Source organism: Nostoc flagelliforme FACHB-838 (genome assembly GCF_014698065.1).
Lineage (GTDB): Bacteria > Cyanobacteriota > Cyanobacteriia > Cyanobacteriales > Nostocaceae > Nostoc > Nostoc flagelliforme_B.
Map to the genome: position 1 here is coordinate 152,212 of NZ_JACJSI010000001.1, position 22,970 is coordinate 175,181.

General features: G+C 42.0%; 16 protein-coding genes and 1 pseudogene. 9 read left to right on the forward strand and 8 right to left on the reverse strand.

Features of this window, described 5'->3' with window-relative positions:
* Positions 1-247 precede the first annotated feature (247 nt).
* The 3 genes from ilvB to H6G97_RS00670 all read right to left on the reverse strand — a co-directional run bounded on the left by ilvB (position 248) and on the right by H6G97_RS00670 (position 4,283).
* Positions 248-2,161 (reverse strand): biosynthetic-type acetolactate synthase large subunit, encoded by a 1,914-nt coding sequence (gene ilvB, locus H6G97_RS00660; RefSeq protein ID WP_190938825.1) that lies wholly within the window; start codon positions 2,159-2,161, stop codon positions 248-250.
* 133 nt (positions 2,162-2,294) lie between these two features.
* The gene (locus tag H6G97_RS00665; protein WP_190938826.1) at positions 2,295-3,557 is read right to left on the reverse strand and encodes an MFS transporter; all 1,263 of its coding nucleotides are present in this window, start codon (positions 3,555-3,557) and stop codon (positions 2,295-2,297) included.
* A gap of 156 nt (positions 3,558-3,713) precedes the next feature.
* On the reverse strand, positions 3,714-4,283 hold the full coding sequence (locus tag H6G97_RS00670; protein ID WP_190938827.1) for a hypothetical protein: 570 nt from the start codon (positions 4,281-4,283) through the stop codon (positions 3,714-3,716).
* 943 nt (positions 4,284-5,226) lie between these two features.
* On the opposite strand from H6G97_RS00670, the gene H6G97_RS00675 reads away from it, so the two are divergent.
* Positions 5,227-5,445 (forward strand): hypothetical protein, encoded by a 219-nt coding sequence (locus H6G97_RS00675; protein WP_190938828.1) that lies wholly within the window; start codon positions 5,227-5,229, stop codon positions 5,443-5,445.
* A gap of 244 nt (positions 5,446-5,689) precedes the next feature.
* Positions 5,690-6,805, forward strand: a complete 1,116-nt coding sequence (locus H6G97_RS00680) for a ferrochelatase (protein ID WP_190938829.1) — start codon at positions 5,690-5,692, stop codon at positions 6,803-6,805.
* A gap of 430 nt (positions 6,806-7,235) precedes the next feature.
* On the opposite strand, the gene H6G97_RS00685 is transcribed toward H6G97_RS00680, so the two are convergent.
* Positions 7,236-7,781, reverse strand: coding sequence for an NADPH-dependent FMN reductase (locus tag H6G97_RS00685; RefSeq protein WP_190938830.1), 546 nt, complete (start codon positions 7,779-7,781; stop codon positions 7,236-7,238).
* A gap of 583 nt (positions 7,782-8,364) precedes the next feature.
* On the opposite strand from H6G97_RS00685, the gene ftsH reads away from it, so the two are divergent.
* Both ftsH and H6G97_RS00695 read left to right on the forward strand, forming a co-directional pair.
* Positions 8,365-10,275 carry an ATP-dependent zinc metalloprotease FtsH gene (gene ftsH, locus H6G97_RS00690; protein WP_190938831.1) on the forward strand — a complete coding sequence of 637 codons (1,911 nt, stop codon included), beginning with the start codon at positions 8,365-8,367 and terminating at the stop codon, positions 10,273-10,275.
* Between the two features lie 216 nt (positions 10,276-10,491).
* Positions 10,492-11,406, forward strand: a complete 915-nt coding sequence (locus H6G97_RS00695; protein ID WP_242054759.1) for a DUF928 domain-containing protein — start codon at positions 10,492-10,494, stop codon at positions 11,404-11,406.
* Positions 11,407-11,801: 395 nt separating this feature from the next.
* On the opposite strand, the gene H6G97_RS00700 is transcribed toward H6G97_RS00695, so the two are convergent.
* On the reverse strand, positions 11,802-11,957 hold the full coding sequence (locus tag H6G97_RS00700) for a hypothetical protein (RefSeq protein WP_190938833.1): 156 nt from the start codon (positions 11,955-11,957) through the stop codon (positions 11,802-11,804).
* A 346-nt stretch (positions 11,958-12,303) separates the two neighbouring features.
* Between H6G97_RS00700 and H6G97_RS00705 the strand changes: the two genes are divergently transcribed.
* The 4 genes from H6G97_RS00705 to topA all read left to right on the forward strand — a co-directional run bounded on the left by H6G97_RS00705 (position 12,304) and on the right by topA (position 17,742).
* Positions 12,304-14,529, forward strand: a complete 2,226-nt coding sequence (locus H6G97_RS00705) for a CHAT domain-containing protein (RefSeq protein WP_190938834.1) — start codon at positions 12,304-12,306, stop codon at positions 14,527-14,529.
* Positions 14,530-14,579: 50 nt separating this feature from the next.
* Positions 14,580-15,131, forward strand: coding sequence for a hypothetical protein (locus tag H6G97_RS00710; protein WP_190938910.1), 552 nt, complete (start codon positions 14,580-14,582; stop codon positions 15,129-15,131).
* Positions 15,132-15,434, forward strand: a complete 303-nt coding sequence (locus H6G97_RS00715) for a hypothetical protein (RefSeq protein WP_190938835.1) — start codon at positions 15,132-15,134, stop codon at positions 15,432-15,434. It begins immediately after the preceding gene.
* Between the two features lie 142 nt (positions 15,435-15,576).
* Positions 15,577-17,742, forward strand: a complete 2,166-nt coding sequence (topA, locus tag H6G97_RS00720) for a type I DNA topoisomerase (protein WP_190938836.1) — start codon at positions 15,577-15,579, stop codon at positions 17,740-17,742.
* Positions 17,743-17,923: 181 nt separating this feature from the next.
* On the opposite strand, the pseudogene H6G97_RS00725 reads toward topA, so the two are convergent.
* The 3 genes and pseudogenes from H6G97_RS00725 to H6G97_RS00735 all read right to left on the reverse strand — a co-directional run bounded on the left by H6G97_RS00725 (position 17,924) and on the right by H6G97_RS00735 (position 20,806).
* Positions 17,924-18,882: pseudogene (locus tag H6G97_RS00725) on the reverse strand (IS4 family transposase).
* Positions 18,883-19,057: 175 nt separating this feature from the next.
* Positions 19,058-20,170, reverse strand: a complete 1,113-nt coding sequence (gene wecB, locus H6G97_RS00730) for a non-hydrolyzing UDP-N-acetylglucosamine 2-epimerase (protein ID WP_190938837.1) — start codon at positions 20,168-20,170, stop codon at positions 19,058-19,060.
* A gap of 264 nt (positions 20,171-20,434) precedes the next feature.
* On the reverse strand, positions 20,435-20,806 hold the full coding sequence (locus H6G97_RS00735) for a hypothetical protein (protein ID WP_190938838.1): 372 nt from the start codon (positions 20,804-20,806) through the stop codon (positions 20,435-20,437).
* 733 nt (positions 20,807-21,539) lie between these two features.
* On the opposite strand from H6G97_RS00735, the gene H6G97_RS00740 reads away from it, so the two are divergent.
* Entirely contained in the window at positions 21,540-22,817 is a 1,278-nt protein-coding gene (locus H6G97_RS00740; protein WP_190938839.1) for a type IV pilus twitching motility protein PilT, read from the forward strand.
* The last annotated feature ends 153 nt before the right edge of the window (positions 22,818-22,970 follow it).

Genomic DNA, 22,970 nt, shown 5'->3' on the forward strand with positions numbered 1-22,970 from the left:
AGAATTGGTATAACCATTACGGTGGAATCTCATAACCATCCGCTTTATAGATTATGAAGGACTATTGGATTTCTCCAGTCAAAATGATTTAGTGAATTACTTAGGAAATATCTCTTTAGCTCAACCCAATCAAGAAGATTAAGCTATCTCTACGCAAGAGGAAAGGGAGCAGAAGTAGGGGAATTTTTGTATCTTTCTCCCCTTCTCTTTGCTCCCCTACCTCTCTAGTCTGAATTATCAAAAAGCGTTACAGCTTCGTCCCACACTCAGCACAGAAGTTGTGGGTAGGAGCATTTTTGGCATTGCAATGACTACAATACACTGGCTCGGCTGCTGCTTTTGGCGGTTGCTTCTGCAAACCGACCATTTGAGCGTTGCTCTTACCAGGGGCTACCATTGGATAGCAGTTTTCGTCTCTGGTGACGTGGACATTGACAATCACCGGGCCTTTGTGTGCTAGCATTTCGGCGATCGCATCTTTTAATTGACTGCGATCGCTAATTACCATACCCTTAATGCCATAGGCTTTTGCCAATAACTCTACGTCTGGCATCCCTACTTCCATGTTTGAGCATGAGTAACGCTCACCATAGAAGGCTTGCTGCCACTGGCGCACCATCCCTTGCCAGCCGTTATTGATGATTATTGTCTTGACATTTATCCCATACTGTGCAAGCGTACCAAGTTCTTGCAAACACATTTGGAAACTGGCATCACCGCTAATACAGATGACTTCTTCATCAGGAAATGCCACTTTCGCGCCCATTGCAGCAGGTAAGCCAAAACCCATCGTTCCCAAACCAGCGCTAGAAATCCAGCGCCTTGGGCCATTCTTGAGGAATTGTGCTGCCCACATTTGATGTTGTCCGACATCTGTAGTGTAGTAAGCCTGGGGTGCTTGGCGGCTGACTTCTACAATCACTTCTTGGGGTGAAATGCTGTCGGGATGCTGCGGCACTATTAGAGGATACTCATCGCGCCAACGGTTAACTAAATTTAACCACTCTTGGTTTTGATTAGGTGTAGCCTTAACGCCTGTTTCTTTGCAGCGACGCAACAAATCTACCAAGACGTTCCGCACATCGCCGACGATGGGCACTTCAGGAATGCGGTTTTTGCCGACTTCTGCGGGATCGATGTCGATGTGAATTACTTTGGCGCGGGAGGCGAATTCGTCTAACTTGCCTGTCACGCGATCGTCAAATCTAGCGCCAACGCAAATCAGCAAGTCACAATCACTAACGGCGAAGTTAGCGTAAGCTGTGCCGTGCATCCCCAACATTCCCAAAGCTAGGGGATGATGTTCGTCAAATGCACCGATCCCCATTAAGGTTGTAGTGACAGGGATATTAAATAATTCAGCTAGTTCTTTGATTTCTTCATGGGCACTAGCTGCGATCGCACCACCACCGACATACAGTAGCGGACGGCGGCTTTCAGTAATCAACTGGATGGCAGCATTAATTTGCCGGGGATTTCCCTTCACCGTGGGACGATAACCGCGTAACTTCACTGAACCTGGTTTTACAGGCACATAGTCAAATTCTTCTAAAGCTACATCTTTGGGGACATCAATCAAAACTGGCCCCGGACGCCCACTGCTAGCGATGTGGAAGGCTTCGGCAACAATTCGCGCCATATCTTTCGGGTCACGCACTACATAAGAGTGCTTGACGATTGGGAGTGTAATCCCGTAAATATCGGTTTCCTGAAACGCATCTGTACCAATCGATGGCCGTGCTACCTGTCCCGTGACTACAATCATCGGGATTGAATCCATGTAGGCGGTGGCGATGCCTGTCACCAAGTTAGTTGCTCCTGGACCAGAAGTGCCAAAGCATACTCCTACTTTGCCAGTTGCACGGGCGTAACCATCTGCGGCGTGGGCTGCGCCTTGTTCGTGTCTCACGAGAATGTGCTTCATAGCACCAGTTGCTTCCACCTTATACAGGTCGTCGTAAATTGGTAAAATTGCCCCACCAGGATAACCAAAGATATAATCAACGCCGTGGCGATGAAGGCTGTCAAGCAGAGCAAAACCGCCAGATGCACGTTTGGGTACGACTGGGGGGCTAGAAGTACGAGACTGTTTGTGATTCTCGGTTTGTGGGAGACTAATTGGGGAGAGCGATTCTCCTGCGGAGACAGTTCGTGAACGCACGGTCAAACCTCAGACTATAAGCTAAAGTTAATGCTGGATTCTGTATTTAAGATTTCATTTTAATTGAAAACTTCAATCAAAATCTTATTAATTCTTATATTAAATATAAATCTAGGCTATTAGCCTACATTAATTAAATTACGTCTTGCAAGACATTGCGAGTATTTTTCCAAGCCCAAATACCAACAACTACGACAACAATACTCATTGCTACCAGCACAGTTCGCAAGCCAAGAGCATCAGTTAATGGCCCAGTAATGGCTAGAGGTAAGGCCAGAGCGAGGTTGACGGCATGATTTTGAAAGCCAAACACTTTACCGTGCATGGTAGACGGTGTTTGCTGTTGAATTAAAGTTTGCATGGGTACGCCAATTAGGGAAGCACCTATACCCAAAACTGCACAGAGTCCTAGTGCCAGTAATAAGTTGTGCGTAAAAGTAAACACCCCTAAAACTAATGCGATCATCAAAAATCCAATTAAAGGTAAAGGCTTGTGATGCAATTTATCACCCCAGTGACCTAAAATCGCTGCGCCAAATACCATACCTACGCCTGCTGCTGCCAAGAAAAAGCCAAACTGTTTTTCTTTTAAGCCAAACTCCTCGGCTAATTGAATTGTTAGCACCGTTAAGGCTGCAAACACACAATATAAGGTTGTCAGTTGCAGCATGGCATTCAATATCAAACGGTTTTTCTTAAGATAGCGCACACTCGCGGTGAATTCGGCCCAAGGATGATTTGATGTCCTATCTTCCCCTTGAGGGTTGTGTTCTTTAAATTTAATTGGCTGCATGATCCCAGCAGATAATATGTATAATCCACCAACTACAACCTCTTGGCCGTATTCTGCTCCTATCAAGTCTTTTGCCAAACTCAAAATCGGCTCTCCTATAGCAAAGCCAACAATTAAAGCTGCCATCATCGTGCTGCTAAACAGCGCATTGGCTGCTAACAAATTCTCTCGCTTCACCAACAAGGGAATGGCTGCTTGTTCAGCTGGTGCAAAAAACTGCGTCACTGAAGAAATAGCAAAAGTCAAGATTAACAGAATTAGGAACTCCTTTGGTAAAAAGGGAAGGCAGAGGGTTAACAGCCCACGCACGATATCTGAGCCAACCATAATCAGCTTTTTTGGCAAGCGGTCAACAAAAATACCACCGGCAGAGCCAAACAAAATTGCTGGTATTGTAAACGACAGCATCAAGGTTGAGTACATTGAGTTTTGTGCCAACCCAGGAAGCGGTGAGTAGTTTTCCAGCAGAGCAATCATTAAAACGAAGAAGACTTTATCTGCTAACTGGGACACTAATTGCCCAATCCACAGGAGCATAAAACCACGGTTTTTTAGCAGTGCGCTAAACCCGTTATTAACAGCAGCCGGTTCAGTTGGAAACATTTAGATACTTTGGGTAGATGGGGATAGGGGATAGGGTATAGGGCATAGGGTATAGGGTATAGGGATAGTTTTTCTTCACTGTCGCCTGTCACCTGAAACCTGTTCCCTTCATGACTCCTCACTCCTAACTCCTGTTTACTTACTCCATTGTCCGGATTAATTTGCTTCATAGCGCTTTAACAGCATAAGCAAAAAATCAGTTGCTGTCAGACGACCTTTGGGTGGAATAATTTCAATGGATGAATCTACCCAGAAGCCTTGTACAATTTGGGGCGATCGCCAGATGAACAAATGATCGACAGCTGGTTCTGCATAGAAGTTATTTTGCCCACAACCTAGCAAACAAGAACTCCAATGGGTGAAATAATCATGACTCATCCGATGAATAGGGAAATTACCCTGTAGTGGTACTCCCCATCCATCTATAGCAATAAACGCTCTGACACGACCACCCAAAAGTTGCCACAAATGCGCCGCTCCTATTGCCCCAACTACGCCAGCACTAAAGCTAATGAATATAATTGGTGATTCTAGAGAGTTGATTAGGCGATCGCGCAAAAACTGCAAAATCTGCAAAGCTGATAAACTCGAAAAATCCTTACCCGGAAAAACCAGTATATTAACTTTATTTTCAGGAATTGAGCCATTATAAATATCTAACCATCCCGATATAAAGGATTGGGTCAAGGCTAGATCGTGCATTCCAGGGCAAATAATGATCTTCATCTATCTATGGGTAGCAACTTTCAAAATTATTAATAACCTAAACCTACTACAAGGATCTATTCGCTGTTCACTTTTAGCTTAGGGACTTCCAGTTAAAAAAACATCCTATTATAGGAGTGCAAGTCCTTACGCCCCTACAAATTTACAAATAATTTGGGATGAGTCATTTTTTCCAAGTCCCTTAGTTCAGCAATTTGAAGCTTGTGCTTTGCCTCGGGCTGATTAGAAGCAGACTGACCAAGCAAAACCGTAAAAGGCAAATAAAGAGGACTAAAATGTGACAGTAGATGAAGGGAAGATTATAAATAACTTATAGTTATAAATAAAACTTAATTAATCGTAAAATCAGATAATTTAGTCTAAAAATATTCAAATGAAGGGATGATGCCTTGTGTCATTCCTTAGTGCGAATCGCTAATTTCAATTTTAGAGTTTGAATTTGCTTCAGGAACTGCACCTATCGCAATTGAGAGAACATTAGTTAAGTCTGCCACTAGTTTTGTAACTCTCTGCAAGCAATGTTTAAGTTGTTTTGCATATAATATATTTGGAAAGTCTTAGTTAAAAAAATGTTGGAATAAATCATACAAGACTGGATCTCAAATTTACAATTAATATATGTAACAATTACTAGTAAAGTTAAGAAATAAAGCCCATAAAGAAATAAGTAGGCGTAAATATTTGCAGTTGGGATAAGACAGAAGACAGGAGCCAGGAGGCAAGAACAAAGAGAGTTATCGCTTAATTTATCTTTATTAGCTAGCTTTATTTAGCTTTATTGTGCCGTAACTAATTTTTAAAGACTGGCAAGTGCTTTTTTTAGCTTATCTCTTTGTATTAGCAATTAGACTGCTAGGCTGTGTTTTCTAACTACTCTTTTAGCCTGGTAACTTTTTAGTTAATCCTAAATTTCCCTTCAAAAGAGACAGCCTAGGGATTTCCAGTGAAGAAACGCGAACGTATGGCCGCACAGATATTTATTGATGTCAACTTAAGCTCGTCCCGTAGGGAAGGAGTATGCAGACTCGCTCTAAGCATTCGCGTAGTCTCTCTAAGAGTTGCTATGCCGAAGGCGTTGCCTCTCGTAGAGAAGGCTTTACGCTGCGCTACCCGCTTTTTAGTGACGCTCGTAGACTTGCTACCACTGCGCTATCAAAATTAATTCTGTTGGTGGTAGCGAGGCGTTTAGCCCTAATTTCTTGGGAAGCTCCAGACTTTAGACAGATTAATAAGAATGTTTTTATCTATACACTAACAATCAAAGTATGTCTTTTGATGTATTATTTTGATTTCCACACCTTTCCTATCCCCCTAGATGGGATAATGAATTACTAGTATGGGAAAATGTGCAAACTATTCCCTAACTCCAAATCTCTCTGCACTCTGGTTATATCGAGGAACTCATTGTGGTTGCCACGCCGGAAAAAGTACAACATAGTCACGAGCATCTATCAGGTAAAGACCGTGTAGCCGTATTGCTCATGGGCTACGGCGAAGTCGAAAGCTACGAAGATTTCGCCAACTATAACGAACAGGCTTTAAATCTACTGACAGCAAAATTCGCTCCGGTGCCAACCTGGATTTATCCCCCCCTGGCAAAGCTTTTGGCGCTATTTGACCGCCACGAGTGGGGACACACACACCATGATTTTATCTCCCCACACAATGCCATCTTTGAACAGCAGCGTGCTGGCATTGAAAAGCAATTACAAGAAAAATGGGGTGATAAGGTTCAAGTTTTCAAAGCTTTTAACTTCTGCGCCCCTTTTCTACCTAATCAAGTCCTAGCAGAAGTCAAAAACCAAGGCTTCGAGAAGCTACTAATCTACCCACTGCTGGTTGTTGATTCTATTTTTACCAGTGGTATTGCGATCGAGCAAGTTAACAATGCTCTCGTTGAATTGGCTGATGGTGAAGAACACTGGGTTAAAGCACAGCGCTACATTCCTTCTTTCTTCAACGAACCAGCTTACATCGATTTGATGGCTCATCTGGTTGAGGAGAAAATTGCTGAGTTAGGCGCAGCTTATCTACCTTCTCAAATCGGTATTGTGCTAATGAACCACGGCTGTCCTCATAAAGCTAAAGGCTTTACTTCTGGAATTGCCGAAAGTGAAGCAATGTACGATTTAGTTCGGGATAAGTTGATTAACCGCTATCCGTTAATCTCAGTGGGTTGGCTTAATCATGATACGCCCCTAATTGATTGGACACAGCCAAATGCAGAGCAAGCGGCAAATAACCTGATTCAACTGGGTGCAAAAGTGGTAATTTTTATGCCAATTGGCTTTGCCACAGAAAACCACGAAACTTTATTGGATGTACACCATATCATCCATGCTTTAGAGAAACAGCATCCTGGTACGAACTACGTGCAAATGGCTTGCGTCAACGATCATCCAGAATTTTTGGCAATGGTAGCCCAATGGGCTGATGCTCATATTGCAGAGTTGTTGTCAGAGCAAGCTTTGGCAGTTAATCCCCAACTCGCTGGAGATCATCACCACCACCATCATCATTAACGTGCATCGTTGAGAAAGGCACACGGATAATTAAGTTTAGTTTTATAGGGTGGGCAAAATTTTGCTCACCCTACATAGTTTGACTATTCATCAGCAAGAAGTTACAAGCATTGTCTTTAGCTCAGGTGCGATTCGTTCAGTCAAAACCCGATTTTCAGGGAAAAGACTGCCTTTAGTAGAGTAACCCTATAGGGTAGAGTTCGCACTTTAATCCTCTACTACAGCACCTCCGGCAGCTATGAGGTACATCATTAAAACTGAAAAGTATGCTAATAGAGGGGCAAGGAAAAAACTGTACTGCATAATAGCGGGAAGCGCTGTAATGGCATAGTATGTCAAGCTCGTTTTGAGGGTTTGTAGTAAGCACTTTAGTGATTAGAAAATTAAAATAAGGACTAAAGTCCTTACTATGAACTTGCCCACCTTAGAACTAATTTACACCCCGTAGCTTGCGAGTGTTATCAACTAAACTCTGAGCAAATTGGTCAAATCTTTGGGAGAGTTTCTCATCTAGCAGCTTGCCTTCAGGACTGAACGCACCCCAAGCTTGTCCGATCGCAATTTGTTCTGGAATCACCCAACCATGCACCCAACGCACAATTAGCCGTAGGTCGTTTAGGGCATTACTGTTAGGCTGGCCACCTAAGACGCTAATCAATCCTGTTACCTTATCAGACAGTTGCTCAAAGCTCATCAAATCTAGAGCATTTTTTAGGACACCACTAACGCTACCATGATACTCAGGTGTAGCTAAAATTAATCCATCAGCCTGACTAACTGTATTCTGTAACCGCTGAACATCTGGGTACTCTGGGTACTCTTTTGCACCAGTGCAAAACGGTAGCTGCAACTGCCGTAAATCAAGAATTTCTACCTCTGCACCGAGGGCTTCTACCCTTTGCACTGCTAACTCTAAAGCAAGCTGGGTATAAGAATTTGCTCTTAAACTACCACCAATACCAATAATTCTCACCATAATTAACCTACAAACTATTAACTAGCTACTATCATCAGATTTCTTGAAAAACGGAATCGTTATGACTATGTTTATATTAGCGATTTGTGTCAGAGTGTGTCAAATTAATATCTATTGGGGACTCGGAACTGGGGAATAAAGTTCTTAACTCTGGCTATCTCTTACGAATGCTTAGTCTTAAGTATTACGCCGTAAGTTTCCTAGTGATTCGGAGTACCAAATTCGTGGTGGGATATTAAGGCGGGTGATGAGGATTGGATAAGGATAGTTCAGCATCTGCATAAATTTAGATACAGGACTTTGCAACTAAATGAGGTATAGAACCAAGGATTCACAAATCAAATTATTCTTCCTTCTGCCTCCTGCCTCAAAATCAGTGACTTTGTACCTTATGTAAAAGAAAACTGCTGTAATGACCCAGGTTGCTTAACTTCATGGAATAGCCGGAATAAATTTGGGAATGATTTTGTGTGGAAGTTAGACTAGATAAGAAAAGTGTAATTTCCAGTTATTACAATTTTTGATAGAAGAATAGGCATAAAACCGTAGCTCAACTTGTGCCAGCAGACAAAGGGTAATTATTATGACAAATTTGGGAAAAAAACCATTGATAAAAAGGCAGTCCTCAAAACGTGGTGCTTGGGTTGGTGCGTTGGCAAAGCCCGTCGTAGGCATCGCTGCTAGTTTGATTATGTTGCCAGGAATTTTCGCCAGTACTCCTGTCATGGCACAAAAAGCAGAAACCACCTCTCTAAATTACGGCGACTTGATCAAGAAAGCGAAGGCAGGAGAAATCCAAAAAGTAGAGCTTGACGAAACCGAACAGCTAGCAAGGGTTTATCTTAAGGGGCAAAAAGATGATACACCACCGCAACAGGTGAGACTTTTAGCCCAAAACACAGAGTTAATTAACATTCTTAAAGAAAAGAATGTTGATTTTGGTGAGGTTTCCTCTGCTAATAGTCGAGCGGCTGTTGGACTGTTGATCAATCTCATGTGGATTTTGCCACTGGTGGCTTTAATGCTATTGTTCCTCCGGCGCTCTACTAATGCTTCTAGCCAAGCGATGAATTTTGGCAAATCTAAAGCTCGCTTCCAAATGGAGGCAAAAACTGGAGTGAAATTTGAAGATGTCGCCGGGGTTGAAGAAGCTAAAGAAGACCTCGAAGAAGTTGTTACTTTCCTGAAACAGCCAGAAAGATTTACGGCTGTAGGCGCACGGATTCCCAAAGGAGTGCTGTTAATTGGCCCTCCTGGTACTGGTAAAACTTTACTAGCAAAAGCGATCGCAGGTGAAGCAGGTGTACCATTCTTCAGTATTTCCGGTTCCGAATTCGTGGAAATGTTCGTCGGTGTGGGTGCATCTCGCGTGCGTGACCTCTTCAAAAAAGCCAAAGAGAATGCCCCTTGCCTAATATTTATCGATGAAATTGACGCAGTAGGTAGACAACGGGGCGCTGGTATCGGTGGCGGTAACGACGAGCGCGAACAAACCCTCAACCAACTACTCACCGAAATGGATGGTTTTGAAGGTAACACAGGCATCATTATTATTGCTGCCACTAACCGCCCAGATGTTTTAGATGCAGCCTTGCTCAGACCAGGACGCTTTGACAGACAAGTGATGGTGGATGCACCGGATCTTAAAGGACGACTAGAAATTTTGAAAGTCCACGCTCGGAATAAGAAAATTGATCCTAGCGTATCATTAGAGGCGATCGCTCGCCGCACTCCTGGTTTTACTGGCGCAGACTTAGCCAACTTACTCAACGAAGCCGCCATTCTCACTGCAAGAAGGCGCAAAGAAGCTGTCACCATTTTAGAAATTGATGCTGCTGTAGATCGAGTTGTTGCGGGTATGGAAGGTACTGCCTTAGTAGACAGCAAGAGCAAGCGCTTGATTGCCTATCATGAAGTTGGACATGCTTTAGTGGGCACATTGCTCAAAGAGCATGACCCTGTGCAGAAAGTTACATTAATTCCACGGGGACAAGCACTAGGATTAACTTGGTTTACTCCCAACGAAGAACAGGGGTTAATTTCCCGTTCCCAACTCAAAGCTAGGATTACAGCTACTTTGGGTGGTCGCGCCGCCGAGGAAATCGTTTTTGGTAAGCCAGAAGTGACCACAGGTGCAAGCAATGATTTGCAACAGGTGACAGGGATGGCACGGCAGATGGTGACACGCTTCGGAATGTCAGAATTAGGTCCATTGTCTTTGGAAAATCAGAGTGCAGAGGTATTTTTAGGACGCGACTGGATGAATAAATCAGACTATTCTGAGGAAATTGCCGCCAAAATTGATTCACAAGTGCGTGAAATTGTTAGCAATTCTTACATCAAGGCAAAAGAACTGTTGCAAGAAAACCGCGTAGTTTTAGAACGTTTAGTAGATTTGTTAGTAGAACAAGAAACAATTGAAGGTGATTCATTCCGCAACATTGTTGCTGATAATGTTCAGGTAGGCGGTGAACAATTGGCTGTACTTCATTAGAGAATAGGCAAAAGTCAATAGTCTATCAACTTTAAATTAAAAACCCAAAGGATCAGATTCCCGACTTATTAAAAAAGTCGGGAATCTTTTTGAAAAAAATCAGAAGGCTACCTCAGCCTTTCCAGAAAGTAGCACAGATAAAGTCTTGCCACTGCAAAGCTTGCGCTATTGTATTATATATACCCAAGCAATGTACTACAAGTGGATATGGACATTATGAAACATAGATTTTGGGCAAGCTATCTGCTTGCGGCTTTAGCATTTCTCCCCTTCGAGCCTGTAAGCACTACTCAGGTTTTGGCAACAGAGCCAGTTAATCAACTAACACAAGCTAAACCTGCTTACACCCAATATATGCTACTTGGATATAATGAAACCCAACGGAGAAACTATAGAAAAGCTTTAGGATACTTTCAGCAAGCAGAGCGGCTACGTCCTGGAGATAGATACGCTACTTCTGCAATTAGAAATGTTACAAGTTACATCCAACGCGGTAGAAATCGTATTGCCTTTGTCCCAGGTAGACCTGGTAGGGTAAGGTCAGCAGGAACACGGGGAAGTTGCTTTCAAACTGGACAATATCTCATTCCCCTGACACCAACAGATAAAGAAGCTCAACGAACCACAGCAGAGCGTCCCACATTTTTTTTCTACGTTCCTCAAACCTCGACAATAGTGCAGGCACTAGAATTTGTTTTGCGGGATGATGATAGTATTGACCCATTGTATAAGGGGACTTTCAAACCTGTTGGGCAGAATGGTATTGTTAGTGTAGATGTACCTGCCGATCAGCCATCTCTGCAAATTGGTAAAGAGTATAAATGGACTTTTTCGATGATTTGTGATCCGAATAACCGCGATAAAGACTCGTATGTAGAAGGTACAATAGTGCGATCGCAAGATGAAAACCTATCTCTTCAGCTAAATCAACCAAACACAGACTTAGATCGGGCAATTTTATTTGCCACAGCCGGATTTTGGGAAGATTCTCTCAGAACTTTAGCTAATTTACGCCGCCAGCGTCCTAATGATCCTGAAGTTCAGAAGTATTGGGAAGATTTGTTGGATTCGGTAGAGATTAAAGAAGTTGTAAACAAGCCTTTATTGCCCTGTTGTACTGTTCAAAAATAAATTAACAATTACTTAAAAACCCAGTTTTCATAGAGAAGCCGGGTTTTTACCCTTCATAGGACTTAAGCAAAACTACACGCTGTAGGGCGAATACCCTGTGGGCAGCCTCTCCGCGTCTACATGAATTGCGTCTACCTAACTTAAAGGTAGAAAAACTTTCGCCAAAGTATACTAATCGCTTTCTGTTTTCCTTTATCTCCGTAGGCTAGTAGCATTAACATCCCTCTTTTGTCACTCTGGGAAAATAAAAATTGAGGCTAAATGATGAAACCTAGATTTAGTGGGAAGATTAGCGATCGCAAGCTAATAGAAACCTTCAAACAAAGCTCTACAGTTAAAATCCTATCTGGGCAAGGGTTACAAATTATTCTCTGCCGAAAGTGACAAAAGAGGGATTATCTGGAGGGCAGAGGCAACGCATTGCGATCGCAAACGATCTCCATAAGAATCTCTTGGCGTAGACAGTATAAATTTTCGCTAATTACTGCTATAAGCCAACCTGGTAGAGAAATAGGAAGTGCGATCGCCTTAGAAGAAAAATTAGTGATCATGCTACACCAACTCAATAGTTGAGTTCGTTAACTTGCATGACACGCCCTAGATTCTAAATTAATGTCTTAGCTTATTAAAGAACCAAGCTAGATCGCCTTATTGACATTCAAAAATATACATCTTTCTCTGCAAACAGGCTAGCATGGGTTGTAAAAGCCGTGATATCACGCAAATTATCCTAGAAAAAGGTTTGTATTCTGAACGTAATGTATGGAGAGATTAGGGCTAATCTAAGTATGCATATACAACCCGAAAAACACTGGTTAAATTGGGGGATAAGCAGTCTAAAAATTAAGTATCCAGGAATTTGAACCTATCTCGGCTCAATTCCAGTTAAGTGTAAAATTGAATATTTTACACTTAGCCTCTTACTACTACTTAGTCTCTATATTTGGTCAAATTATTCAAACTCAAAGTATGTTATCAAAAGCTAAAGAAATAGGGCGACGAGCAATTCAGTCTGCTTTAAAAGTTCCAGAACAGTTGTTTGACCAAGCTGATCAGCAAGCTCAAGAAGGTGAATACCAAGCTGCAATTGATTCACTGGATCAGGCTCTTGCTCTAAGACCCAGAGATTCCAAGTTTTGGTATCATAAAGGGAACATACTAGCTTACAATCTTAAAAAATCGCTACAAGCTCTCGAAGCTTTTGATAATGCACTGAAGTTTATTACTGACGACAACAATTTTCCTACACAAACTAAGAAAAACAATTTCCGCAAACAAGTTTTGAATGGTAGCGGCAATGTTCTAAAGGATTTAACTAGGTATAATTATGCCATTGATGCTTATCAAGAAGCGCTAAAGATAGACCCCAGCTATTGGCAAGCTCGTAAGCAGTGGGGATCGGTAATATTTAGTTGGTTTCATGAATACTCGACGGCTTTGGCAAAACTTGATGAAGGGTTGCTGCTATCTCAAGCTCAACTAAATCATTCATATCCAGAAGTACGTAATTATCATCAACAAGGTTGTGGGCAACTCCATCGCTCTAAAGGAAAAATTCACTACAAACATGGATTGCGGCAGTCAGATCCCTTCCCGTATTGGAAGAAAGCTGAGAAAAGCTATCAAGAAGCTGTACGCTTTTTAAATCCTCAGACAAAAGAATATTTGAAGGTCATTGAGGATCTAATTCAAGTCTTTTTAGCTTTGGGCAAAATTCAGGAAGCAGAACATTTGCAGAGAGTAGGCTTAGATTTGTTAAACCGTTTGTTAGTTCAGGCTAAAAGCTTTCGACAAAAAAGAATACTAGCTCTTGAGTTTACAGGCTTCAATCAGTTAACGGTAGATATCTTGGTGAGGAATGGGAAAATTTTAAACGCTTGGCAAACAGCAGAAGAAGGAAAAAATATTTGTTTGAAGTGGCTGTTATGGGAGCAAGATTTGTTAGTTCCTACGTATGAACAAACTCAGCAGTTGCTCGATACTTCAACAGCAGCAATTTATTGGCATCTCAGTCCCGCTGCGTTGACCACTTTTGTTTTGAAACCCAATACCCCAGTTCCTATCCTGATTAATCCAAGCCCATCTAGCAACCACAGCAAAATTCCAGAATCTCTGAAACGCTTACTGGAATTTGAAAAGTGGGTCAGCGACTGGGATCAAGTATATTCAAACTACCGAGATAAGGGTAAAGAGGAGACTAGAGATCAGCAGAACAATCCTTGGCGAATCACTATGGACACTATTTTGGAGGAACTCAAACGCATTCTGGATATTCCTGCAATTGAAGCTCAACTCACTGGTGTCAACGATCTGATTTTAATTCCTCACCGGGATTTACACCGTTTTCCCCTCCATGCTCTGTTTAATGAGCGTTTTACTATTGCCTATCTACCTAGTGTTCAAGTTGGACTGAATATGCAAAATCAAGATCCGATGGAGGGATGGCATACAAAACCTTTATTAAATGTAGACGATCCTGCAATTGACGGTATTGATCCAATGCCCTATGCTCAACTGGAATCCGCAATAGTTCGGCAACTGTTTGCCAACTCCACTGCTATTATTGGAGACCAAGCTACCAAAGCTAATGTTATTGAGAAGTTAGATAACAATTATCATGTATTTCATTTCACTGGACACGGAGAATACAATAGCGATCAGCCGGAAAACTCTCGACTTGGCTTGGCAAATGACGATTATCTGAGTGCAAAGGAAATTAGCCAGTTCAATCTTGAGTCCTGTGATTTAGTGACAATTGCTGCTTGTGAAACCGCTTTGACCGGAAACCAAACTATCACCACTGAATATGTCGGGCTGGTTAGTGCTTTCCTGCGGGCTAAAGTTACTAACGTCCTTAGCTCCTTATGGACAGTTGAAGAAACTTCCAGTGCTTGGATTATGATTCGGTTTTATCAATTTCTTCAAGAAGGTATGCCTCCAGCAAGGGCACTGAATCAAGCACAACAATGGCTCCGCACGGTTACGAATGCTGACCTAGCAACTTGGCTCTGTACTCTTAGCGCTATAGAAGACCTAGATCCATTAATTAAACAGGAGTTAGAACAGCAAACTTATAGTATTCGAGAAGAATATAGTACAATTGAACTATTAAATTCTCCATAGACTAATCCCTATTACTGGGCAGCTTTTACCCTCACTGGAAGAGGTTTTGTATGAATCCCTTGGAAGCTAGAACACTTGAGGCTTTTCTGAGAGCTGTTTCTCAGATGGAAAAACCGCTGTCGCAGGATTTACACCAGGAAATTCTTAGAGTAGGCCGTGCTTTAGAAAATCATGAGCTTGAAGTTATAAAAGAGATACCAAGCTTAGTGAAACGGGATGTTGTTCTCAATGAGCAATATCAATCTGCCTACAACAACTTACTAAAGCAGTACCAAGCTCAGGAACGAACAAAGAGTTTAGCAATTGCAGTAAATGGGTCAGCATCGCTTGATCTTGAAAGTCAGATTGCTCAGATTTTGAACGCAGATGATATCCCTGGAGCAGCAAAGAGGTTCATATCTCGCTTGGATTATCGCCTAGCAGATAGTTCTAAGCAAGCTGACTTTTGGAAACGGGGCGATCGCGTTATGGCATTAGCAAGCGGAGGTGCGTTTCTGGGAGTTTTATTAGCTCAAATTCCTGGTGCTATCATTGGTGGACTGCTTGCCGCTATCTATGCATGGTTTACCGACCCACAGACTAGATCGGATAGGAATGGTTAGATGACTCAGAAGTATCTATATGCAGCTTGGTTTATTCTTACTATTCTTGCTGCACTGGTGATTTGGTTTATACGTGGTCGTCGAACCTCTAAGTGGGAACTTAAATTGGATGAAGTATTTAACTTAGCACTTGCTGTTTTCGGAGGAATTTCTGGTGGCTATTTAATATTTCAAACATGGTCACATTACGATGTACTTCAGAAACTTGTCAGTAATGAAGGTTTAGTTGCAATGACGCTCGGTGGAGTAGCTTCCATTTGGTTTTGTATGCGTACAATTGGTGAATTAGCTGGAAAACCTTGACTTATTTTTTGGTTGAGCTAGACAGTTAAGCAATTTCCAAAGCTTTTTGATAGAGTATTCTAAAAAATCTATATCACGACAATAGGCGATCGCGCTAATTGCAATTGCCAGTTTATTGCTCAAAATCTAGAACGCAGTTGCTATGATCAAACGCCTGCTTGTAGTAGAATCTCCGGGAAAAGTCAAAAAACTCAGTCAAATTCTGGGTTCGGATTGGAAAGTTCTAGCCAGTTGTGGCCATATCCGAGAACTCAGCAATGAAGGAGACGATTCCTTGGGCTTCGTTATGGATGGCAGTAATGTTCGCTGCAATTACGTTCCGCGTGACCAACGAGCGAAAGAAACAATTCAGAAGCTCAAGTCTGCGGTGAGGCAGGTTGATGAAGTTGTCTTAGCAACTGACCCAGACCGGGAAGGCGAAACAATCGCTTGGCATCTCAAAGAAACGCTGGGTTTAAAGGAACCGAAACGAGTAATTTATACAGAGATTACAGCATCGGCGGTGCAGAGTGCGATCGCTAATCCTAGAAAGCTAGACCAAAACTTAATCGGTGCTGGGTTGTGCCGAGATTGCCTAGATAAGTTGGTGGGTTACAAAGGTAGCCCTTTAGTTTGGGCATTAAATAACGGTGCTAAGAGTGTTGGTAGAGTCCAAAGCGCGACGTTGCACCTGATTTGTCAGCGAGAAAACGAAATTCTGGCATTCATCCCCCAAGATTATTGGAGTGTCTGGGTAGATTATGCTGAAGGATTCCGGGCTTTTTACAAAGGGACGGTCGATTCTGCAAAAGATGCAGCAGAACAAGAAACTGAAACTCACGATGATGCAAAGGTAGGTAATACTACAGAAACACCAGAGTCTAAACGTGTTCTTTCCGAAGCAGAGGCAACACGTTTAGTTGAAGAAGCACAGCGACATCCTCATAAGGTGATTCATTTTGAAGGAAAAATCGTTAACCGCCAGCCACCGCCACCATTTACAACTTCCAGCCTTCAGCAAGCAGCCGGTTCAAAGCTGAGATTTGCTCCCGATAAAACTATGATTGTGGCTCAAAAGCTTTATGAGGCAGGGCTGATTACATATATGCGAACAGACTCAGTAATGCTGAGTCCAGAATTTTGTGCCAGCGCCCGTAAATGGTTGGAGCAAAACGATCCGCAGAATGTACCGCAGCAAGTTGCCAAGCATCGCAGTAGCAAATCGGCTCAAGAAGCACATGAAGCAATTCGTCCAACCGATGTGTTTCGTCCCTCAGTTCAATTGCGTTTAAAACTCCCTGATGATGAGTTTAATCTGTATGTGATGATCTGGAAACGGTCAATTGCTTCTCAGTGTCGTGCTGCTCAATTGCGTAAAACTCTGGTGATTACTCAGTCTGGTTCTCTACTGTGGTCAGCTAGAGGGCAAGTGATTGAATTTTACGGTTATGCCCGGTACTGGAATAATCTCAGCAAGGATAGTGTTTTACCTTCATTACAACAGGGACAAGCATTAAAACTGGGGAATGCTGGACATGAGCAGAAGCAGACGCAGCCACCACCCCGTTATAGTGAACCAAAATTGGTGCAACTGATGGAACGTAAAGGAATTGGTCGCCCAAGTACTTATGCTCCTACTGTTGCTACCTTAAAAAAACGAAATTATGTAGAGTTGAAAAAAGACCATCTGCAACCGACAGCGTTAGGGTTAGAAGTTGATGCGTTTTTGCTCAAAGCACTGCCAGATTTACTAGAGGCGGAATTCACAGCGAAAATGGAAGATGCTCTTGATGCAATTTCCGAAGGAAAAAACTCTTGGCAGCATTATTTAACTAGTTGGAATCAGAATTATTTTGTACCAGCACTTTCCAAAGCTAAAACTGTAGTTGCGAGTTCCTCAACAGGTAAAGCTCATGTGATAACTGAGCGCAAATATGAAACTTCCAAGACTCGATGCCCTGAATGCAAAAATTTTCTCGCCAAAATTCCGACTACTAAGGTTAAAAAGAAATATTTCCTCAAATGCACAAAAGGCTGTGAAAATGTTGTGCTATTTTGGAGCGACTTTAATAAAACTTGGCAGCCACCACAAGCTAAAACAGTCCAAGCTGAAAATCAACAAAAGCCTCCCGTGAAGATGACGGCATATCCCTGCCCTGTATGTAAGAAACCTTTAGAGGAGTACAGTTACATCAAAGAAGGGCAGAGTAAGACTATGTTGCGATGTTCTAACCCACAATCCCGTAAGGAGACCAAACATAAAGATGTGGCTTATTTCAGTACGCCAAAAGGGTGGTGGAGTCCTAAGTTTGGGGCGTTGAATTGTTAGACTACACTGCTGATATTTTTACTCAATACTAATTTGTTGCATCGACCCGCACCTTTGTTGCATCAACCTGCACCTTTGTTGCATCGACCTGCAAAAATTAACTCACCCTACGTTATACCAATTCAAATAATGTTTGCGACACATCAATTATTTGTAAGGGCATAACATCATTGGTGTCAACTTAAGAAGTTAAAGCCCAAATTTGTTGGGTGTAAGCGTCAATCTCACGATGACGCTTACGCCTGGTTTTGACTAATCCAAAGAGCTTTTGATGTTCAACAAGATAGGTGAGAGTATCACTGGCATCACCACGGAGAACAGCTTGGGAAAAATGGTACAAACTGCGGAAAACCATCTCTGTAGAAATTCGGTCTAAAGGTTGGTTGAGAGCGATGGCAACATCAAGACACAATTGATTGAGAACAGCGTAGAAAATCCAAGTAGCAAAAATTTGAATTTGCACACCATTGCAATCACCCACCCAGATATAAGCCAGACCTAAAAGCCGTTTAGTCAGCAAAAATGCATCTTCAACTCGCCACCATCGGCGATATAATTCACAGACAAGATGAGCAGATAATATTTGTGGATCAATGACATTAGTAAGATAGTAATACCAAGTTGAACCCCATAATACAGAAACCAAGCGTACCTGATGCATACAAGGATTAGAGCGATATTCTCCCATAGCAATAATTTCATCACGATACAATTGGGTAGAGTTCAGACAACGGACGACCTTGTAAGCAGTTTTTTCTCGTAATCTGGTGATAAAAAACTTATCAGATTCGGTGAATGCATCAAACCAGGGAAATTTGAAAAATCCCAAATCAAAAATCAGTAATCCACCAGTTGCTAAGCGCTCCAGTAATTGATCGCACCAAGTCTTATCATTCACCTTGCTGTTTGTTGTATACCAGGTTGTGACTGGTCGATGGCTAAAAGCTTCTACCACCATCATGATTTTGCCAGCCAGCGTTTTTTCTTGTCTTCGGTTTTATGCAACTTTAGAGGTTTAAAGTTGCTCGGCGATAGTAATGAAAATATTTCTTGCTCTATTTGTTCAATTGGTGGCACTGGTACATGCTTTTGCTGCCGCAGATCGGGGTTTCCTGTTCGCGCTGGTCGTTTTCTATTCATGATGTATCACTAAGAACATCAATTCTTATGTTCTTAGATTACATCTTATGCTTCCTTTTTGCTTAAGTTGACACCAATGGGCAAAGACAAGCCCCTACACCTTGCGATGTAATGTTTTACTGCATCTGAGTGGGAACCGCTATAGTAAGGACTAAAGTCCTTACTAGGAACTTGCTTAACCATCCATATAATTTTTTACAATCTCTAAAATGCGCTCTGATGCATGACCATCCCCAAAAGGATTAATTGCATTTGCCATTATTTCATAAGCACTTTGATCACTGAGTAATTCAGCAGCATTTGTAAAAATGTTCTCGCTCGTAGTACCGACAAGTTTGGCTGTACCGGCTGCAACAGCTTCTGGTCTTTCGGTGGTATCTCTCAAAACCAGTACTGGTTTTCCCAAGCTGGGGGCTTCTTCTTGCAAACCACCAGAGTCAGTGAGCAAAAGATGCGATCGCCCAATTGCTCCCACCAATTCCCCATAATCTAGAGGATCTGTCAAGAAAATTCGGGGATGATTCCCTAAAAGTTCCTGCAACGGTACTCGCACTGTGGGATTGCGGTGCAATGGTAAAAGCATTGCTGTATCAGGAAACTTATCTAAAATTTGTAAAAAGCCTTGAGCGATCGCTAAGAGAGGTTCTCCCCAATTCTCCCGGCGATGAACTGTTGCTAGCAAAACACGATATGAATCCCAGTCTAAGCCTGGTACATTGCAAACTGCTTGGGTTGCAGCTACATTTAACAATGCATCAATTACCGTGTTACCCGTCATGTGAATTTCACCCAAAACACCAGAACGATGCAAATTTTCCACAGCCCAAGGAGTCGGCGCAAAGTGCAACTGCGTAATTTGAGAAATCAACCGCCGATTAGCTTCTTCTGGATAAGGATTGAATATATCATCAGTTCTTAATCCTGCTTCTACATGACCAACAGGGATTTTTTGATAAAAAGCTGCCAAAGCTGCGGCAAAAGCTGTAGTAGTATCTCCCTGCACGATTACTAAATCTGGCTTTTCCACCTTAAATAAAGCTTCTAAACCTTGTAAACTACGGCAGGTAATATCATTTAAAGATTGCTGAACCTGCATAATTTCCAAGTTATAATCTGACTTGATATTAAACAGTTGCATAACCTGCTCAACCATTTCTCGATGCTGTCCAGTTAAAATTACTTGCAATTTAAAAGCTGAAGACTTCTGAAAAACCTGAATTACTGGAGCTAGTTTAATCGCTTCCGGGCGAGTACCTAAGATAATACAAACGCGTTTTTGATTAGTCATCTGTCATCTCTCATTTGCCAATGGTTATAGTCAATGGTCTATGGCCAATAGTCAATAGTTGGCAGTCAATCATCACACAAACCATAAATATAAATCGATAAATCACACAAAATATAAAAAACCCGGCTTAACCGGGCAAATATAATGTTTATCGAATTTAACTGTAATAACTACATCTTGATCTCACAAGTTTAAATTATAAAAGCATGAAAAAACCCGGCTTAACCGGGCAGACGCACTGTTTGTCGAATTTACTTGTAACGATTATTTTATCTCACAAGTTAAAGGGCAAGCAGCGTAAACAGTAGTCTGCATTTTGTCTGCCTCTCCATGCAGCCAGCTTAACCATTTAACTTCACTAGGATGAACTCCTTTGATAGTTAGCACACCCGCAGCCAATACAACTGCCATGACATTAAACATTACTAAGCCGCCTGCTACAAGCAAAACTGCACTAACAGGCATCACAGATTGCAAGATAATCGACAACAAACATCCGACCGTAGCCATCAAGACAACTAGTGGAAAACCTACAACCAACAAACATACTGCTAATGTAAAAGTCCATATTAAAAAGCTTTTAATCATCAACAAGGAGTAGGTCTTTCCTAGATTAGAGCTTTGAGCAGAAACCATGACTTTTCCTCCCAAAAATACACAACAAATTTTAATTTCAGACTAATCTCGCTTTTTACGAGTTAACTGATTTCGTTTCTCAGTGAAATTCAGTATATAAAAACTAATTAGGAAAATGAGCATTTGTTTACTAAAGTTTACAGTTAATCTTTTGTAATTATGGATATAAAGTCAAGTTTGTATCTATTAGAAAAGCTTGTTTATTACATCTACCTTCAGGCACATAACCTAAAACTCATAACCCTTTAACCTTGATCCCCAGGACATTGCTCCTATTCAACTTAACATTTCTTATAAAAAAGAGTAGCGGCTCTCATAATTTATGGATGGGCTGAATAAATGAACTGCTAGTATTTGTACTGTTAATTGCTGGCAATTCGTCTGTATGTCTGAGATAAATTTCTCATCTAAGCCCTGAGAATATTCATACTCATATTTAAAGCAACAATAATTACCTAAAAATTCATGTATATTTACTGAGGCATCCTGAGCTATTGAGTGTGTTAAACCAGTCTAGATAAGTTAAATAATTTCTCTAAATCTTCTGAATTATGGAATTTTAGAAAAAAAAGATACCAAATGAGGCGCATGAAATGAAGTGACCCTGGTTATAGAGTTTCAATCGCCTCCCATCACTGCTACGGCTTGCAGGTAAGCATTCTCCAAAAGTTATCGAAACAAGCAACTTGACTTCTCGTTAATTCAACTTTTTAACTGCCAAATGTGAAGATATATGACAGAATCACAGTCCCCATTAAATTCTAACCCTGCTGCTGGACGTAACCTGCCACCAATGCCGCCGCCACCACCGCCAACCTTTAGTACACAGCGGCAGATGACGCAAACATTAGATATGTCAATGGATAGAAGCAGCAACCCGCCCGTTGCAGGTCATCGTCCTGTTAGTCCACCGCCAATACCTAGTTCAGCTCTCCCTAAAAACAGTAGTGCAGGGCCCACTTTAGAGAAGTTAATCAGAGAAGCTTATGATCAGGGATATTCTGACTTGCACTTGGGTGTAGGTGAAGTACCCCGTTTCCGCACTCGAGGAGAAATTCAATCATGGGATTATCCAGAAACAGATAAAGAAGCTTTTATGGGTTGGTTGCGGGAGGTGATGAGTGAGGGAGAAATTCAGCGCTTTGAAGAACATTTAGAATTTGACGGAGCAACTCAATATGACTTTGCTCGCGTGCGGATTAATATTTTTGGCACTCTTAGAGGGCCTGCGATGGTGTTGCGGTTGATTCCTCTGAAAATCTTAACTATGGAACAGTTGAGATTACCCCCAGTTTTTCGGGATATTTGCCATCATCACAAAGGCTTAATTTTGGTGACAGGGCCCACTGGTTCTGGTAAGTCCACCACAATGGCGGCGATGGTTGACTACATCAATAAGGAGATGGCCAAGCATATCATCACTATTGAAGACCCGATAGAATTTATCCATCAAAGTCGCAAGTCTTTAGTCAAACAACGGGAAGTGGGAATGCATACTCGGAAATTTGACAACGCTTTGAAAGCAGCTTTGCGGGAAGATCCAGATTTGATTCTGGTGGGAGAAATGCGGGATAAAGAAACAGTTAACACCGCCCTAAAAGCCGCTCAGACTGGTCACTTAGTGATGGGAACCCTGCACACCAATAGCGCTGTTAAAACCATTGAGCGGATTCTCAATCTCTACTCTGGTGATGAACAGGATGCAATGCGGGTGGCAATCTCTGAGTCTTTGGTGGCAGTAATTGCCCAAGGTTTGTGCCGTACAACTGACGGAAAGCGGGCTGCTTTCCATGATGTGCTGATCAATACTGAGGCGATTAAAGAATGGATCAAAGATGGTAAATATGATGAAATTGGCGAGTTGATGAAACAAGCTGGTTTTGACGGCATGGTTACGATGAATCAGTCGTTGCTCAATCTCTATCAAGACGGTCGTATTACTGAAGAAACTGCTTTAGAAATGTCGCCAACTCCTAACGAAATGGCACAGTTTCTCCGAGGTCGAGTTTAAGATTGGGCATTGGGCATGGGGAATTGGGCATTGGGCATTGGTTATTAATTATTCTCCCCTGCTTCCCCTGCCCTCTCATCTCCCCAATCCCAAATATCTTTGTCATCCTAGTTGCGGTTATAGCTAAGGTAAAAGGTAAAAGAGAGAATGTTT